This window comes from Acidobacteriota bacterium (genome assembly GCA_016196035.1).
Lineage (GTDB): Bacteria > Acidobacteriota > Blastocatellia > RBC074 > RBC074 > JACPYM01.
Genome location: JACPYM010000090.1, coordinates 18,525 through 36,268, shown reverse-complemented (window position 1 = coordinate 36,268; position 17,744 = coordinate 18,525). Strand labels below are relative to the sequence as shown.

The following is a 17,744-nucleotide window of genomic DNA, read 5'->3' as shown; positions in this document are numbered from 1 at the left end:
GGCCAACCTGGACACGCTACTTTTCCAACAAATAAGCTTGCAGCGCGCAGCCCTTTAAGCCGCGCAATCCTTCGACCACCGAAACCGCGTTGCGCCGCGCGCCCACTGGGCTGGTGTGCGTATTGTCAGCCTCGGTGAAATACTCGGCCTTGACCTTTTCAGGGCCGAGCGTTTCGTAATGGGCCGCGCTGATTTCATTCAAATCAATGAAGAACGCGCCGCCCTGTTTGGCCGCTTCCGCCGCCCATTTGCCGTAATCGTTGCTGGCGCGTGCGATTTTCCCGTCTTTCCCGCCATTGGGCCAGTTATTGCGCGGCACGGGCGACAACACGATGGGCGTGGCGCCTTTTTCCTTTGTGCCCGCGATGAACTGGCGTAAGTACCAACCGAAACTGTGCACGACCTCGTGCTTTTTGGTGATGAGGTTGTCAATCTCCTGCGTCTCTTCGCCGGTGCCGCGAATGGAGCCACGCGCGCGCGAATCATCATTGAGCGCCCCGCCATCGTTGTGGCCGAACTGCATCAACACAAAATCGCCTGGTTGCAAGGCGTCGAATACCTGCTGCCACAGCCCTTCGGTCAGAAAGGTGCGGCTGCTGCGTCCGCCGCGCGCGCGGTTTTCAATGCTGATTTTCGTCAAGTCGAAAAACTCCGGCAGCGGCGTGCCCCAGCCCTGCTGCCCTTTGGTCGGCGTATTCACCGTCGAATCGCCGATGAGGTAGAGCACCGGTTTGCGCGCGGCAGGTTGTTGGGCGGCAGGCGCGTCAAAGAAAGCGTGCGGCGCGCTCAGCAAAAGCAGCCACGCCACAAAGCTAAGTGCGAGACGTGTTTTCATAGGGTTCTCCTTGCAAGCTTTACAAACTACCGGCTTCACTGTCGGGGCTGGCGATGACCACGGTGTAACCATCTAAATCGCGCAACCAGATTTCGCGATGATTCGGGCCGCCATCACCATCCGGCGGATTGCGGTGGGGCGGCAGGACGATTTCCGCTTTCAACTCAGTCGCCCGCGCTACGGCAGCATCGAAATCATCAACTTCGAACCAGAGCAAAACGCCGTTGCCATACGGTTTATCGTGCGGATCACCTAGGCAGCCGTGATGATGGTCAACTTCCCAGTGGTGCAATTGCATGATTAAGGCGTCATGCGACATCAGCCGTTCGTATTCCTTACCGCCGTGCGCGCTTTGGCAACCGAACAGGTGTTGATACCAGCGGCTGCTGGCTTCGACATCGGCGACGACAAGCATAGGTTGGGGACGCATCAAGACCTCCGGGGCTATGCACGATGCTGAACTATTTCTTCGCCACTTCCACCGCATACACGTGCGTCGGCCCGTGCATGTTCGAGCGAAACACCAGCCATTTCATATCCGGCGTAAAGGTGACGTTCGGTTCCAACTGATAGTTGTGCCTGGCCAGATTGACCAGCTTTTCGGCTTGCAGCTTCATATCACCTGGGCCACCTGGGCCGTTGCGCGGCGTGAACAGATAAATCCATTGCCCGTTGCCCGGTGCTGCCACACTGCTCGGCCCGCCGCCATCGCCCGCGAACAATTTGCCGTTCGGCGCGATGTTGAAATGCACCGACCATTGGTCGCGTGGCACAGGGTAACGCGTCTGTTTACCGGTCGCGATGTTTACGCCCGCCAGCCAGAAGACTTCGCGCTTGGGCGTTTGCAGGTCGTACCAGATCGTCTGGCCGTCGGCACTGAAAAATTCGTGCCCGGCGATTTCCATGTCCAGCGTGCGTTTGTGCATCAACCGTTTTTGTGTGCCGTCGGTGCGTATCGTCCAGATGCGATCCACCTTGTGCCAAGGGCCTTCGTGGCAAAACATCATCAACGTCGGATCGGTCGGTGAAAACTGCACATGATTCAGCCAATCAGTCGCCCGATAAAACGGCTTCACCTCGCCGGACTTGATGTTGATGGTGTAAAGCGCCATCGGCAACTTGGCCGCCAAGCGCCGCTCCATCATGTCGCCCTTGCCAGGATAACTGTCCAACCGCTGGCCGGGTTGCGTGCTGGCGGGCGCTTGAAACCCGGCCAGCGCATCGTTCTCGACATAACTGCCGCCGAGCAACGTTTCGTCGGCATTCACCGCCAAGCCGGAGCCAGTGCGCAATTCGGGCCGCCGGACGATCTCGCGCGTGGCTTTGGTGTCGAGGTGCGTAACCATTACAGCGCCGTCCTTGATGTAAAACACCTGCCGCGTTTTGCGCCCAACGACCAAACTGCCCGCGCGGCCTTCGACAATCTGTTCGAGCTTGCCGGTCTTGAGTTCAATCGTGGCGATGCCTTTGGGCGTCGTGACCACCAACTTGTCGCCATTGGCGGTGTAGGCGTTTTGATGAAAGTACAGACTCGCCGTGCCGGGTTCACGTGACAGGCGAATGACGCGATGGCCGGTGTCAGGTTCGATCCAGTCGAGCGGCGGTTCAGCCATAGACGTAGGTTGTTGCGCCGCGTGCGGAACAGTGATGAGCATCAAAAACAATAGACTCAATTTCATTTTCATAAACGGCCTCGCTTTTCGCCCTCTCAAGACTTCCTCGGACTTCTCAAGACTTCCCCAGACTTACCTTTTCCCCTTCACCACAATCGCCGGACGTGGCGGCGGCTTCATCCCTTCGCCCAAATGAAAGCCCGTATGCGGTGGCTGGTTGTACGCCACGTTTTGCCACGCAATGCTCAGCCGGTATTGCGGGTCGTGCATCAACGTATAAAACCGGTGCGGCGTCGGAATCGTCGTGGTGTAAATCCGCAACTCTTTATTGTCAGTCGTGCGCCAGATGACTTCTTCGCGCCAATCGCCAAAGAGGTCGGCGCTCAACGCGGGCGTGGCCTTCGTGCCATTGTTCGAAGTGCAACCTTCCGCCGTCAGCAAAGTGGTTTCCGTGCCATCCAGCCAATTCCATTTGGTGATGACGTTGCGATCCAGCAATTCGCGCAGCACGTCGCCATCCCACCAGACACCGAAGTTGCACGAACGCGGTTCGCGCTCGGCAATCTTTTCGCCTTTGGCGCTGAACAAGCCCGTGACGCCCGCCCCCTTCACCCAGCACTCGCTACCCGGATAGCGCGGATCAATATCCAGCGCCAAGCCGCGCCCCGGCCCTTCGCCATCCGCGCCCGCCTTGATCGAAGGCTTTTTCCACAAAATCTCGCCCGTGCGCGCGTCGCGAAAATGTGCTCCCGCATCGTCAAAGCGCTCCTGAATGTCGAAGACCTCCAAGCCTGGTCGCGTCGGGTCAAGATCACTCAAATGCAACGCATCGCCGTGACCCAGGCCCGTCGAATAAAGCCCCTTGCCGTTGTCATCAATCACCATCGCGCCATAAACGATCTCGTCTTTGCCATCGCCATCCACATCGCCAACGCTCAAGTTGTGATTGCCCTGCCCCGCAAAAGCCTTATTGCCCGGCGTGCCGTCGTCACTATCGAATGTCCAAACTTTGCTTAGCTTGCCGCCGCGCCAGTTCCACGCCGTCAACACCGAGCGCGTGTAATAGCCACGGCACATCACCAAGCTCGGCTGTTTGCCGTCTAGGTACGCGATAGCGGCGAGGAAGCGGTCAACGCGATTGCCGTAACCGTCGCCCCAAACCGCTTTCAATTGGTCAGCCGTCGGATCGGTTTTCGTTGGGTGACGCGGCGGAATGAAAGCGGTCGTCGCCAATGCCGCGCCCGTCAATCCGTCAAAAATCGTCAGGTATTCCGGCCCTTTCAAAACGTAGCCGGTCACGTTCTGCTTGCGCTCGACGCCGTTGCGATCCAGCGAAGTCAGAAACGTGCCTTCGGGATTGCGCCAATCGGCGTTGGCATCACCGATGACCTTGCCTTTGCCATCCACCGTGCCATCGGCGGTTTTGCAAGCGATTTCCGCGCGTCCGTCACCGTCGAGGTCATAAACCATGAACTGCGTGTAATGCGCGCCTTCGCGGATGTTCTTGCCCAGATTGATCGTCCACAGCAATGTGCCGTCGAGTTTGTAGGCTTGCAAAATCGGCGGATCGGTCAGCCCGGCTTGCGAATTATCGCGTCCGCGCCCCGCTTGATGCAGCACGATTTCATATTCACCATCGCCATCCAGATCACCTACGGAAGCATCGTTCGGCGCGTAGCCCGTTGGCGTTTGCAGCGGAATCGCCAGGTATTGCCGCACAGGCGCATTAGCAGGCAGCGTAAACGTCGCGCTCGCCGCTTGCTCTTTGCCGTTGCGCACGGGACGCACAAAGTACGCATTGGCCTTGGTCAAATCAGCCTTGTCGTCTATCCAATTAGTCGCCGCCGTGATGGGTTGCGCGTTCAATTTGACTGGCGTGCCGCCGGCAGTGCTGCGATATAGGTTGAACGCGATGTTCTCTGCATCCAGACCCAACAAGCGCCAGCCAACCCAAACCTTGTTTTCGGGTTGGCGCACGGCAACCACGCCGCGCCCCAGGTTTTCCATTTGTCGTTGCGCGAATGTCTGCGTTCCCAACATCACGCTGACCACGGCAACGATCCGCGCAATTTGAAAACTGGTCATCTTCTTCATGCTGTTTTCCGGCTTCAGCCGAACGAGGCGGCACCGCACGAGTAGCGCAACCCGCCGAGGTTGCGCGGCTTCATCAGTAACAACACGGCGCCAAGTCTGTAACTCACGAAGCCGCACAACCTCGGCGGGTTGCGCTACTCGTGCCTAATCGCTAGGCCAGCGTGATCTGCAACCGCGTCACCGAAGCGGGCGCCAAGCTGCACGTCACGACGCCATCGCCGCGCACAACCGCCTTCCCTTCTTTCAACTCAACTGCCCGCGGCTGCTCGAACGTGTTGTGCGCATGTGCATCGCCACCGCCCAGCGTCGTGACCTTGACCTCTTTGATCGTCGCGCCGCGCAAGGCGATTTCAGTCTCACGTGTTTGCGTCAAATCAGGATTGGTCACGGTCACGGTCACTTGCTTATCTTTGCGCGAAGCCGAACTCGACAGGCCACGCACCGACGCAGGTTTGCCTGCGCGCGTATAAACCGAACGTGGCGCGCTGACCAAAGTGCGCAACGAATCAGCGCCCTGATGCGGCAAATACAGATCAAATACGTGATAGGTCGGCGTGACGGCGAATTTGTCTTCGTGCGCGAAAAAGAGCGCCTGCAAACAATTGACGAGTTGCGCAAGGTTCGCCATCGCGACTTTGTCGGCGTGGCGCTGGAACGTATCCAAAGTCAGCCCAGCCAGCACGGCATCGCGCATGGTGTTCTGCTGGCCCAACAGATGCGTGTTGTGCAATTCGCTGCCGGGCTTGTACCAGGCGCCCCATTCGTCCACGACGAGTTTGACGCGGTGCTGGCGGTCGAATTCGCCCATCACCGACCAGTGATCGGTAATCAGACTTTCCATCTGATCGGCGTGCGCCAGCAATTCGTAATACTCAACGTCGGGATAGTTGAGACCTTCGCCTTTGCCCTGGTACCAATCGGTCGTGCGGCCCTGGCTGACATTCCACGAATAGTGATGCAGCGCCCAGCCCCACATACGACCGAAGCCGCCCTTCTCGGCCAGCTTGCCAAAGAACTTGCGCGACCAGCTTAGATCGCCGCCGTTCGGCCCTGAACCGATGTAGGCCATGTTCAAGCCATAACGCGGCACCCATTCGGCGAAGCGGCGATACTCAATTGCGTATTCATCCGCCGAGAAATTGCCGCCGCAGCCCCACGATTCGTTGCCGATGCCCCAGTAACGCACCTTGTATGGTTCGCGCGCACCGTGCGCACCGCGCAGATCGGCCAGCGTGGTCGTGCCGGCGGGCGAGTTGCAGTAATCCACCCACTCATAAAAATCCTTCGGCGTCAGGCTGCGCAGGTTCGCGGCCAAGTATGGTTGCGCGCCCGTCAATTGGCAGAAACGCGCAAAATCATCGGTGCCGAATTGATTGGGGTCATACTTCCACGGGCCATCCGGCGCGCCCTTCGGCCATTCTTGCGCGTCCACCCAAAAGTTCGGGCGGCGCGGGCGATCTTTTTTCGGCCCCACGCCATCGCGCCAGTTGTAGCTGTCGGCGAAACAGCCGCCGGGCCAGCGAATCACAGCGGGGTTGATCCGTTTCAAGGCCTCCACCAGCGCCTTGCGCAGGCCGCCGATGTTGGGGACTTTGGAATCCTCGCCAACCCAGATGCCGTCATAGACCACGCCGCCCAGATGCTCTACGAAATGGCCGTAGATTTCCGGCGCGATGCGACCAATGGGTTCATCAAGCAAGACCTCAATGTGCGCATCGGCCAGTTTGCTCTGCCGCGCCGCCAGCGTATGGCGCGTAACGAGCGTCATACCACTCGCGACAGTTGCTCCAATAAATTCACGTCGTTTCATGAAAGTCTATCGCCTCACGTTGTTTTTAATTTGATAAAACGGTAGTGGTAAAAATGTAAGGCTCATCAGTTTTTGTCGCGTAGCGACAGTTGAGTTTAGCCGTGGTTTTCAAACCACGGTAGCGGTGCGCAGCAGTTCCGCGTCGCGTCAGCGCCGCTTGAATTCAGGCGGCGCTGACGCGACGCGGAACCGTTGCCAAGCTTTCCCGGCGTTGAAACCTTGTCATTACCCAAATCTTTCGCGTTTGGCGATTCGGGCTTTTGGCCCTGAAAGGGCTGTGGATATTAGCCGGTGGTGAAGCGCTGCGCGGAACCACCGGAAAAGATACCACCATTTTCGCGCCCTGAAGGGGCGCTGGGACCGAAGCTGATTTACGAATAAATCAGAGTCCGGCGTCCCTGCCGGGACGTAAACCCAATAACGACGCGGTTCCGGTGGTTTCACCACCGGCTAATGTCCGTCGCGCCTTCAGCGCGCAACTGAAAAGATTTGGGTAATGACAAGGCGTTGAAACGCCGGGCTAAAATCGGGTCGCCGCTACGCGGCTGCAAAACCACAGCCTTACATTTTTACCACTACCGATAAAACTTGTCGCGAACAGTAGCAGTAAAGAATTAAAACCGAACTTAGCCTAAACCTGTGCGTGGCCTTCAGCAGGTAGGCCATTCCGCTTACTGTAGAGAATACCTATAAGGAATACCTCACAAGATGCTGCAAAAAATATTTCCGCTCACTTTTCCCTTTTACCTGCTTCTCTTTTTCTCAACCACCGCGTTACCACAAAGCGATCCACCCAAGTATGAGATTGGAGTTCATGCGACAAGCGTCCAACCCGCCCAAGCCCCTAGCAGAACGATTGGGGGAGGCCTTCGCGTTACTTACAATTTCAATTCAATGCTCGCGCTTGAGGGCGAAGCCAATCTCTTTAACCACGCGGGCATTGGAGGGTACATGCGCGGACAGGGATTGGGCGGATTGAAAGCAGGCGCGCGTTTCAGCAAGTTCGGTGTTTTTGGCAAAATCCGTCCTGGCATCGTGCGTAATAAATTTGGGGAGTATACGAAAGCGCCTTGTTTTGGTATCAACCCACCGCCGAACTCAACCCTGCCACGGTGTCGTTATGAAATCCTGACGCGCCATGATTTTGCCTTGGACATGGGTGGTGTTCTTGAATTTTACCCAACCCGCCGTTGGGTAATTCGTTTCGACGCTAGTGACTTGGTATCACGTCGTCGCTTGCCGGACTTTACCGTTGACACCACTTCACTTCCTATTAGCGTGACCATCGCGCCTGCCCCTGATGTAGTAGTCGTGCGCCATCATCTGCAAATCAATGCTGGCGTCGGAATTCGTTTCTAACCGAAACGCAAGGACTGCCAGAAATATCCATAAACAAGCTCGCGTTGCGATCCTTACGAGGCCTTGCGCGGCGGCGGTGTACCGGCTTGCGGCACGACTTTCGGCGCATCAGGCGGAATCGGAGTTTGTTCGGGTTTGATAAGTTTCGCGTCGGGCAAATGCTTGATGCGCCAGTTGCGAAATTGCACTTTCATCGGCGGGCCGACGTGAACCTGTACGCCTACTAAGCCTTCGAGGCGGCGACCGATGGCGTCGTGGTCAACTACGTCTGTGATCATTACGCCGTCAACCCAATGCTGATGATGATTGCCCCGCACCACCACACGGTAATCGTGCCACTCTTCGGCGGTGAGGGTTTTGCCTTCCTGCTTTTTTCCCACCGCACCCACGACCCACGGTTGTCCGGCAGCGTCCACGACAACCTTTTCGCCTGTGTGCGCCAGAATGCGGCGGCCACGCTCTTCATAGAGCATGCCGTTGTAATCGCTACGATTTTGCACGATGTCGCATTGATAGCCGGTCATGACATACGGCCCGGCTTCGGGCAAAAGGACGCTGCGATATTGCAGGCCGGAGTTGCCTTCGCGGGTGATGTTGACCTGCACGCGCATCTCGAAGTCTTTGACCGTGCCGCCGCGCCAGATGATGAAGCTGTTCATCCGCAACGTGCCATTCGCGATGCCAGTCAAGGCGCCGTCTTCGACCCGCCAAAGCTTTGGGTCGCCGTCCCAATCGGTCAGGTCTTTGCCGTTGAAGATGTATTTGAAGCCGCGCTCAAGTTTGGGCTGCGTGCTTTGCGCCGCTGCCGACACCGCGAACAGCAACAGGCAAAGCGCTAGCGTCTTGGGGTGAACCCGCTGTCTCATACAATCCCTTTCAACTCCGCCAGCGAGCGATAGCGCTGGCCCCGCTGCGTTTTCAGCCTCACTTCTTTGTCGCACAGAAAGTAGGGGCAGACCTGCGTGTCTGCCCCGGTCGGATTGGTCGCACCGAAATTCGTCTAATGCCATTGAGGGCAGACACGCAGGTCTGCCCCTACGCTAGTGTGCTACAACGTCCAGCCCTTGCGATACTCACGTTGCAGGTACTGGTTGGCATCGGAGTTGTTGGTAATCAACCCCTTCTCGCCGTCGTAGTAAATCTTCTTGCTCTGTCCGACCTTCATCGCAACGACGCCGAGCAGCATGGTTTCGGTCAGCCGCGTGGCGTATTCAAACGGGCAGGTCGCCTTCTCAGTGCCTTTGATGGCCCTGATCCAGTTCATGCGATGTTTGGCCGAGGCGAAGGCCCCCGCGCCGCTCGACTCGACGCGGAAGTAAGTCTTCGGCACTTTGGCCGTGGCTTCCATCAGCGATAGCGGATAAAGCTTCGGATTCGCGGCGTAGGTGCCGTGGACGAGGATGCCTTTTTCGCCAATGAAGATCGCGCCGCCGCCGCCGTCGAGTTGCACATCGTCCGGCAAGGCGTCAGGCCGCGCGGGCATCAGGCCGCCATCCATCCAGGTCAGTTTGACGGGCGGTTGCGCGCCGCGCGCCGGGAAGTGATACACGACGTGCGAACCCATTGGATAACTGACGGGTTTGTTTTTCAGGTCGGTGCCAAACGGCGTGAAGGTCGCTTCGACGCTGGTCGGATAGGTCAGCCCCAAGGCCCAATACGGATGGTCAATCAAGTGCGCGGCCATGTCGCCAATGGCGCCCGTGCCCCAATCCAACCAGCCGCGCCAATTGAACGGATGATAGATCGGATGGTAATCCACCTGCGGCCCGGGGCCGAGGAACAAGTCCCATTCCAGCCCGCTGGGTACCGGATAATTGCCGTCCATCGCGGCAGCCAGCGTGCGGTTGACCAAGCGCGCCGTCCAATCCGAACCCATATTCGCGCCAGGCCCGCTGGCAGGTGTGTTGGCCGGCGCATCAGCGACAATTTTGCTGGGGCGCGGCACGCCTTGCGGCCAGAAGCCCAAGGGGCGATTCGTCCAGACGTTGACCTCTGTGACTTTGCCGATCAGGCCAGCCTGAATCCACTCGTTGACAAGCGCCGCGCCTTCGCTGGAATGGCCCATGTTGCCCATTTGCGTGGTGACCTTGGTGCGCGCGGCGGTTTCGCGCAACACGCGCGCTTCCTGAATTGACCAGGTCAGCGGTTTCTCGACATAGGCGTGCTTGCCCAGTTCCATTGCGGTTTTGGCAATCGTGGCGTGCAAGTGGTCAGGCGTGGCGACGACAATCGCGTCAATGTCTTTTTGCGATTCGAGCATCTTGCGGAAGTCGGTATGCCGCTTGGCGCTCTTGTAAGCGGCCTGCAATTTCTCGGCTTGCAAGCGGCGCTCTTCGGCCTGCTGCTGCATGCGCGCGGCCTGTTCTGGCGTGGGCGCGGGCGCATTCGCGCCGCCGGGTCTGCCGCCGCCACCGGGGCCGCCGGGGCCACGCTGCCGAGTGAGATTGGCGACTTCGCGGTCAACGTAGCCGTAATCCACATCGCACAGCGCGACCATGTTTTGGCCGCCCGTGACGAGTTCAGCCGCGTCGGTCTTGCCCTGTCCGCCGCAACCGATCAACGCAAAGTTGACCGTATCGCTGGGCGCGTTGTAACCCACGCCGCCCAACACGTGACGCGGGACGATCATGGGGGCGGCTGCCGCCAGCGTCGCGCCCGCGACAAATTTTCTTCTGGTGATTTTTTCTTTGGACATTGTTGTTCCTTGGTTGATTCAACGTAGGGGCAGACCTGCGTGTCTGCCCCGGTCGGGTTTGACGCCCGCGAATTCGCTTGTGGTCACCGGGGCAGACACGCAGGTCTGCCCCTACGATTTCTGCTACGCCAGCGCGGTCTTGATGAATTGGAAACACTTGCGCACCTCGGCGACGGCATCGTCGCCGCGATACTCATATTCGATGTTCGCCGGAATGTCATACTTCTTCGTTTTCAGCAACTGCAACACGGCTTTGATCGGCGTGTCGCCTTCGCCCCAGGGCGTGTTTGGCCCATTGTCCTTCTTGCGGTCTTTGAGGTGCAAGTTGGTGATGTGCGCGTGATGTTTCTCAATGTAATCGAGCGGATCGAAACCTGCCGCAAAGAAATGGCCCACATCCAAATTGATCGCGAAGTATTTCGACATTGCCAAGGCCGCCTCAAAGCTTTCCGGCTTGGCGAATTCGTTGGGATCGGTCAGGTTGGAATGCCCATGCATCGCGACCTTGATTTTGTGCTTATCGGCAAAGGGTGCCACACGTTTCGCCGCTTTCAAGGTGGAAGACGCCGTGATGAGGTTGACGCCCAGCGCTTTGGCCATTTCAAAGCCGCGCTCAATCTCTTCATCGTTAAAATTGTCGTTGAAGCTCAGGTTGTAGGCCTGCAACTTGATGCCCGCCGCGTCGAACTTTTTGCGGATGGCCGTGAAATGATCGAGCGAGACGGTCAGCCGCCAGTTGCGCACTTCTTCGGCGCGTTTGCGCATCGCCTCGCGCTGTTCCGGCGTTGGCCCTTGCCCCGGCGGACGGCCTCCTGGCGGCGGGCCACCTGCGGGCGGGCCTGCCAAACCGGGCTGTTGCGGGCGTGGCCCCATGCCAGGAGGCGGCCCCATGCGCGGCTCGACGTGGCCGGAAAACAACTCGCACTCGCCGATGCCAATGTCTTTCATGGCGGCGATGGCGGCGTCCAGTTCCAGATTGCGGAAGCTGTAAGACTGAATGCCGATGCGCACGCCGCTGACTTTGCCTTGTCCGAAGGCCCCTAAGGATGACCCAAGGGACCCTAAGGACGAGATAGACAATGGCAATCCCACCAGCGTCAGCTTGCCAAATTCTCTTCTTGAATACATTGAATGTGTTCCTCTCTTGGTTATTGGCGATGCAGTACAGGGAGCGGTAGCGACCTGGTTGCTCCAAGGAGTAGCAACCGGGAGCAACCAGGTCGCTATCGCTCCCTGTACCGCACCTACTTCGCACACAGCACGCGCAAAACTGTCAGCGATTGCGGCGGCAACGTTTGGTCGAACTCGGCTGCTTTGAGCACGGCTTGCTGTTCGACTGGCGCGAGCCGCTTGGGCGCGTCCAGACTGTTTTCCGTTTTCAGATCATCACTTGCCAGGCGGATGACTTGCGCGGGTTTTGTGATCCGGCCAGCGCCGGAAAGATTGATGTGCACTATCATAGACGTTGGAGAGGTATTGACCAGTTTCAAAATGACTTCGTTTGTTTTTCCCTGCCACAAAGCCGACGTGTAAAGCTGCTGCTGGCCGTTTTGGGCCGCGCCATTCACCGTCACGGGCAAAATGTCTGTCCCGCGCTGCTGGCTGAACAGTTTTTGCACGTAATAGCTGGGCGTGCCGAAGCTGCGCAGGTTGTCGAACCAGATCAGATTCGGCGACCACTGCCAGGCATCCACGTGCGCGAAGAGCGGCGCATACGAGGCCATCGTCACCACGTCGGCATTGCGATCCAGGCCGGTCAGAAAGGCCGCTTCGGCCAAGGCGGCTTCCCAATTATTGGGCCGGTCAGGGCGGCCCTGCACCGTAACGTGCGCGGCGTATTCGCCCGCAAACACCTTCGGCCCGGTGCGCGGGTAGTCGTTGTAGCGGTTGGCATTGTCCAAAAACCATTTGGGCGGACGATAGTAATGCTCGTCCACCGAATCGGCGTTGAGCGCGCGCAACTTGTCCCAGAGGAAATTGAACCGGTCGCCATCCGGGAACGGCCCGGCGCTCGAAACCAGTGTGATATTCGGATACTTGGCCTTGATCGCTTTGGCAAAGGCTTCGTAACGCGGGATGTAATCCGGCCCCCACTGCTCATTGCCGACGCCGAGCAGCTTCATATTGAATGGCGTGGGGTGTCCCAACTCGGCGCGTTTGCGCCCCCAGGGTGTGACGACCGAGCCGTTGGCGAATTCGATCAGATCGAGCGCGTCTTGAATGTACGGATCGAGTTGATCGAGCGGCACGAGTTCGCCCGTGTTGAACTGGCAGGCCATGCCGCAATTCAAAATCGGCAGCGGCTCTGCGCCCACGTCCTCGCAAAGCTCGAAGTATTCAAAGAAGCCCAGCCCGAAGGATTGGAAGTAATCGGCGGGCGCGCGTTCGGGGTTGCGCGTTTTGAATTCGAGATTCCAGCGATTGATGAGCAGCTTGCGTTCCGCCGGGTCGCCGAGCGTGGTCTTCCATTGGTAGCGTTCGCTCAGATTGCGGCCCTCGACGATGCAGCCGCCGGGGAAGCGTATGAACGCGGGTTGCAGGTCTTTGAGCAATTGCACCAGATCGGCGCGCAACACCTTGGCGCGCCCTGACCAGGTCGCTTTCGGGAAAAGCGAAACGACGTCGAGATCGAGCGCGCCGCCGCTTTCGGGAATCAGGTTGAGTTGGGCGTTGGCTTCGGTAGCCGTCGCGCGCAACGTGAAGCGATAGGTTTTCCAGTCACCCTTGATCCCGCGCAGCCGGGCTTGGGCCACAGGTTTCCCGCTCGCATTCACCAGTTCGACGCGCAAACCGACGGGCGCGCCACCTGTGTTGCGCGCTTGCAGCGAGAACAGGTATTCCGCGCCTTGGCTGATGCCGATGCCGCGAAAGCCGTTGTTGCTGATGCCTGTGCCGCGCAGTTGCAGGTAATGGCGATTGTTGGTTTGCCGGTTTTCGCTTTCCAGCACGCGCGCCTCGCCTGTCGCCCCTAACTTGCTCCAACCCATCAATCCAGCGGGAAACTCAAACGAACGGTTCTTGATCAGTTCGGCGTAAATACCGCCGTCAGCGCCAAAATTGATGTCCTCAAAAAAGATGCCGTATTGATTGGGGCTTACGGCAGCGCGCGGTTTGTCCACTTGCACGGTGATGGTGTGGCTTTGCGTGTGGGCTTTGAACGGTTGGGCCAGCAGCCAAAACGCCAGCCCAAACGCTCCCACGGTAAAGCAGCCAGTGCGGATCAGTTGTTTCATTTTCATAAAGTGATTGGTGTGGGACAAGCAAACGGCTTGTCCCACGCTCTAGCACAATAAACTTGTTCGGCCTGCACTTGAATGCTTGTCATTACCCAAATCCTTGCACGAAACGTGTGGTCGGGTTTTTAGCCCGCGAAGACGGGCGGCAGCATAAAGCCCAGGGTGGAGCGCGCCCGCGCGGAACCCTGGGAGCATTGGCGAAAACCCGCCCAGCCCGCGAAGGCGGGCGGCAGAGCGTGGGCAGTCAATCAATGTCTGTCGCCCGCCTTCGCGGGCTGGGTGCTTCAATTTGTCGCTTTCCTGGGGTTCCGGCTATGCCTTCACCCCAGGCTTTATGCTGCCGCCCGCCTTCGCGGGCTGAATTTGTGCAAAGATTTGGGTAATGACAAGCACTTGAATGTAGGGGAAAAACCAGTCAATTCGCGCCTCAGAATTCAAGTCTGAGCTTGAACTGGAAGACGCGCGGCAAATTGGCTTGCGAACCGACTTTGCCAAAGCTGGCGCTGGTGATGTTCGTGTTGATCGAACCGAAGCGTACCACATTGAAAATGTTGAACGCATCAGCCCCAAAGGCGAACTTCAGATTTTCATGCAGGTAAAAATTCCGCGAGAGGCTCAAGTCCTGATTCACGAAGTGCGGATTGCGCAAGCCATACGCGCCCGTCGCGGGCGTGTTGCCATACGTGAACGACGCGGGCGAGATGAAGGCATTCACGTCAATAAACGGCGTAGCGCCCGCCACCGCGCCCAGCACATTGCCGTTGCCCCAGGCGCCGTTGATGCGCACCGGGCCGGTAAAGTTTGGGTTGTAGCTGGCCCAGCAGGTGCCCGCCTGCGGCACGTTGCAATTCGCCGTGAAGGGGCCGAGCGGCGCCCCCGTGGCATAGCGCGTGATGCCCGAAATCTGCCAGCCGCTCACTGCCGAGCGGGCGACGATGTTCTTGGGCTCGAACATGCGCCCCTTCCCGAACGGCAGTTCGTAGGAATAAAACGCGTTGAGAATGTTCGGTTGATCGGTGGTCGAAAGGTGTTTTTCTTGAATATAGGCGCTGCGATTGCCGTTGATGGTGCCCAGCGCCTTGCTGCGCGTGTAGTTGAAATTAAACGTCAGCCCGTTGGAAAGGCGTTGCTGGATGGACAACTGCAAGGCGTTGTAATTCGATTGGCCGACGTTGCCGTAAACATCGCTGACGCTGTTGTATTGCGGGAACGGGCGCAACATCTGCGCGATGGTTCCGGCGAAGGTGGCGAAGGGCAGCTTGACGCCCGGCACGATGACCGCTGCCGCCGTGACGTTCGCGGGTGTCGCGGTTTGCGTGAGCAGATTGCCCAAGACCAGATATTTGGGATCTAACTGGTTTGAATAAATGCCGCGTCCGCCGCCGCGCAATTGTTTGCCGTTGCTGCCGACGTATGCCGCCGTCACGACCAGCGAATTGGTCAGCGAACGTTGCACCGAGAGGTTCCAATTCTGATAGCGCGGCGGCTGGCTATATGGGTCGCCAAACGTCACGGCGCCGCCTGAACCGGTGCCGTTGAAGCCGGTCTGATAGGTCTGATCATAGATCGGCCCTTTCGCATACGCCGGGATGCCGTTGTCCCAATAGAGCGCCGGCGTGAAGGAGCCATTCGGGCTGACAATCGGCGCGTTGGCATTGATGCCCGTCAAGCCCGTGCCGATGCGCGCGCCATCGCGGCCACCGACCGCGCCGCTGCGCGAATACATCATGCCGTACCCGCCGCGCACGACCGTCTTGTCATTCCAGGCATACGCAAAACCGAGGCGCGGGCCAAAGGCTTTGTAATAGGTGTTGATGATCTGATCGCAATTGCAGCTAATCGCTGACGGCGCGCGCTTGCCGCCGAAGCGCAAGGCGCCCGGAAGGCCGCCCGCCGCCGGATTGGGCGCGGTGATGTCGAGGAAGGTGAAGTAACTGTCCCGTTCAGTGTAAGGCAGCATGATGTCATGGCGCAGCCCCAGATTGAGCGTCAGCCGCGAGTTCACTTTGAAATCGTCCGCCACCCACCAGGCATAGCTGCTGAACTGCGCGTAAGTCAGCACGACGGCATCTTCGTTCACCGTCGCCGAATTGAGCGCGCCCAGCAAATAGCTGGCATAGGCGTTGCCCGTGCCGCTCAACAGTCCGCCGGTCGCATTGAAACCCGCCGTCTGTAGATTGCTGAAATTCGTCGTCAGCAAACTGCCGGTGTCGTTGGTTTTGGTATGGTCGGAGGTGCGTTGGTATTGAAAGCCGAATTTGAACGAGTGCTTGTTCTTCACCCACAGCAGGCTGTCCTGCAAGGTGTAGTTGTAATTGTTGTCTTCGAAATCGCGCGAACCTGTGCCGCGCCAGCCCGCCGGCGCATTGGGGCCGCCAAAGGCCGCTTCCAGAAAGGCATCGCTGGCGTCCCCGGCGGGCAAGCCTTTGAGGCCCGATTTGGTTGACCACTTGCCGTCAGATGTGGCGTTGGTGATGGGAACGAACAGATGGTTGAAGCCGAAGCTGAGTTGATTGACCAGCGCGGAATTGATCGTCCAGCTATGTTTGCCCTGGATCACCGTCGGAATTTCTTCGACCAGCCGCGTATCGGTGTAAGGCAGCGGCAAGGCCGATTGCGGCGTGCCGGCACTGGTTTCGCGATACGGCCCCGGCTGGCTGCGCTTGCCGTGGGTATAGATGCCCGACAGGCGCTGATTGGCCGTCAGGTTGTAATCAACCTTGGCGTTGTAGCTGTTGTTGTTGTACGCCACCGGCACCGAGCCGAGGTAATTGTTCGCAATGCCCGTCGTGGTCGGGTTGGGCAGGAGCGATTGATAGACTTTCGAGATGGACGAAATGCGATTGGCCGGAATGATATTGAGGCCCAGCGGATTGGCCGTCGTCGCGCGCGTGGGGTCGCTGAACTGCGTGCGGCTGAAGCCCCCAGCCACCGCGACCGTCGTCAGCGGATCGTAAATCGCCACCGGCAATTCGGTGAAATCGCCCTGCCGCATTTTCAGCGTCGGGAGCGAAACGAATTGCGTGGGGCTGGTCACGCGATAGCGCCAACCGTCGTAGGAGAAAAAGAAAAAAGCCTTTTTCTTGACGATGGGGCCGCCGATGGTCGCGCCAAATTCATTTTGATGTTCGACCGGGCGAATGCTCGGAAAGAAGCCACGCGCGTCCAACGAGGTGTTGCGCAAATACTCAAACCCGGAGCCATGAAATTCGCTCTTGCCGGATTTGATCGTGTAATTCTCTGAGCCTTGCCCGTTGAACTCGACACCCGTCCCGCTGGTTTCGACCTGGAACTGTTCGACGGCTTCGACCGAAACGCCCAGGCTGATCGTGCGGCCTTCGCCCTGCTGAATCGGGTCGGTGATGGGCACGCCCTCGATGAAAACATCTTTGGAAAAGCCCTGCGCGCCATTGATCGTGCCCCAACGATTCCCTTCGGAAACGCCGGGCAACAGGAAGATAAACGCACCCGGATTGCGCGGCCCCTGCCCAATGCCGGAACCCGCGACAGCGGTGCCCATCGCCAACGGCAAATTGGTATACAACTCATTGCGCATCGTCGTGCCGAGCCGGGCGTCTGAGGTGCTCAATTGCGCGGGCGCGGAGGTCACGGTGACGGTGTCAGTTGTCGCGCCGACCTGTAGCGCCAGATTGAGGCCCACGGTGCTGAGCGCGTCCACGATCACCTTTTCCTGCACGAGCGGTTTGAACCCAGTGGCCGTAACGGAGACGGTGTATTCGCCCGGCGGCAGCGGCGTGAGTACATACAAGCCCGCCGCCGTCGTCTGTCGCGTAAGCTTCACGCCCGTGGCGAGGTTGGTCGCCGTCACCGCCGCAGCGGGCACGACTGCCCCCGTCGCATCGGAGATGACACCCTGTATTGAGCCTGCGCCGCCGATTTGCGCCAACGCCAGCGGCGCGGTGAACAGCGCCAGGAATAACAAGCACCAGAGCCGAAGCTGCCTTGAGTTTGTCTGCGTCATACATTGCCTCTCTTTCTGAAGGTAGGGCCGATATTGGGGTTGAAACTGACGCCGGTTCCCGCTGTTTCAGCGGACTGGCGTCATCCGTAACCAGGCAAAAACAATCAGGCTTTTAGACAG

11 protein-coding genes are annotated in these 17,744 nt (G+C 58.7%); 1 reads left to right on the top strand and 10 read right to left on the bottom strand.

The genetic code is table 11. From position 1 onward, the window contains the following. Positions 1 to 16 precede the first annotated feature (16 nt). From HY011_26080 to HY011_26060, 5 genes are all read right to left on the bottom strand, one after another. Positions 17 to 835, bottom strand: a complete 819-nt coding sequence (locus tag HY011_26080; GenBank protein MBI3426414.1) for a rhamnogalacturonan acetylesterase — start codon at positions 833 to 835, stop codon at positions 17 to 19. A gap of 19 nt (positions 836 to 854) precedes the next feature. Then, complete coding sequence (locus tag HY011_26075) at positions 855 to 1,265, bottom strand: VOC family protein (protein MBI3426413.1); 411 nt, start codon at positions 1,263 to 1,265, stop codon at positions 855 to 857. A gap of 31 nt (positions 1,266 to 1,296) precedes the next feature. Further along, the gene (locus tag HY011_26070; GenBank protein ID MBI3426412.1) at positions 1,297 to 2,520 is read right to left on the bottom strand and encodes an oligogalacturonate lyase; all 1,224 of its coding nucleotides are present in this window, start codon (positions 2,518 to 2,520) and stop codon (positions 1,297 to 1,299) included. Between the two features lie 60 nt (positions 2,521 to 2,580). After that, a complete protein-coding gene (locus tag HY011_26065) occupies positions 2,581 to 4,542 on the bottom strand; it encodes a rhamnogalacturonan lyase (protein ID MBI3426411.1) in 1,962 nt (653 codons plus the stop codon). A 151-nt stretch (positions 4,543 to 4,693) separates the two neighbouring features. Then, entirely contained in the window at positions 4,694 to 6,352 is a 1,659-nt protein-coding gene (locus tag HY011_26060; GenBank protein ID MBI3426410.1) for an alpha-L-arabinofuranosidase, read from the bottom strand. A 708-nt stretch (positions 6,353 to 7,060) separates the two neighbouring features. Between HY011_26060 and HY011_26055 the strand changes: the two genes are divergently transcribed. Beyond that, the gene (locus HY011_26055; protein ID MBI3426409.1) at positions 7,061 to 7,711 is read left to right on the top strand and encodes a hypothetical protein; all 651 of its coding nucleotides are present in this window, start codon (positions 7,061 to 7,063) and stop codon (positions 7,709 to 7,711) included. 53 nt (positions 7,712 to 7,764) lie between these two features. Here the strand turns inward: HY011_26055 and HY011_26050 are convergent, their stop codons facing one another. The 5 genes from HY011_26050 to HY011_26030 form a co-directional block, all read right to left on the bottom strand. Beyond that, positions 7,765 to 8,721, bottom strand: a complete 957-nt coding sequence (locus HY011_26050; protein ID MBI3426408.1) for a DUF1080 domain-containing protein — start codon at positions 8,719 to 8,721, stop codon at positions 7,765 to 7,767. Between the two features lie 38 nt (positions 8,722 to 8,759). Next, positions 8,760 to 10,406, bottom strand: a complete 1,647-nt coding sequence (locus HY011_26045; GenBank protein ID MBI3426407.1) for a Gfo/Idh/MocA family oxidoreductase — start codon at positions 10,404 to 10,406, stop codon at positions 8,760 to 8,762. Between the two features lie 123 nt (positions 10,407 to 10,529). After that, positions 10,530 to 11,534, bottom strand: a complete 1,005-nt coding sequence (locus HY011_26040) for a sugar phosphate isomerase/epimerase (GenBank protein MBI3426406.1) — start codon at positions 11,532 to 11,534, stop codon at positions 10,530 to 10,532. A gap of 116 nt (positions 11,535 to 11,650) precedes the next feature. Next, positions 11,651 to 13,645: a carbohydrate binding domain-containing protein gene (locus HY011_26035; protein MBI3426405.1), complete on the bottom strand. Its 1,995-nt coding sequence runs from the start codon at positions 13,643 to 13,645 to the stop codon at positions 11,651 to 11,653. A gap of 424 nt (positions 13,646 to 14,069) precedes the next feature. After that, a complete protein-coding gene (locus HY011_26030) occupies positions 14,070 to 17,624 on the bottom strand; it encodes a TonB-dependent receptor (protein ID MBI3426404.1) in 3,555 nt (1,184 codons plus the stop codon). Positions 17,625 to 17,744: the final 120 nt, after the last annotated feature.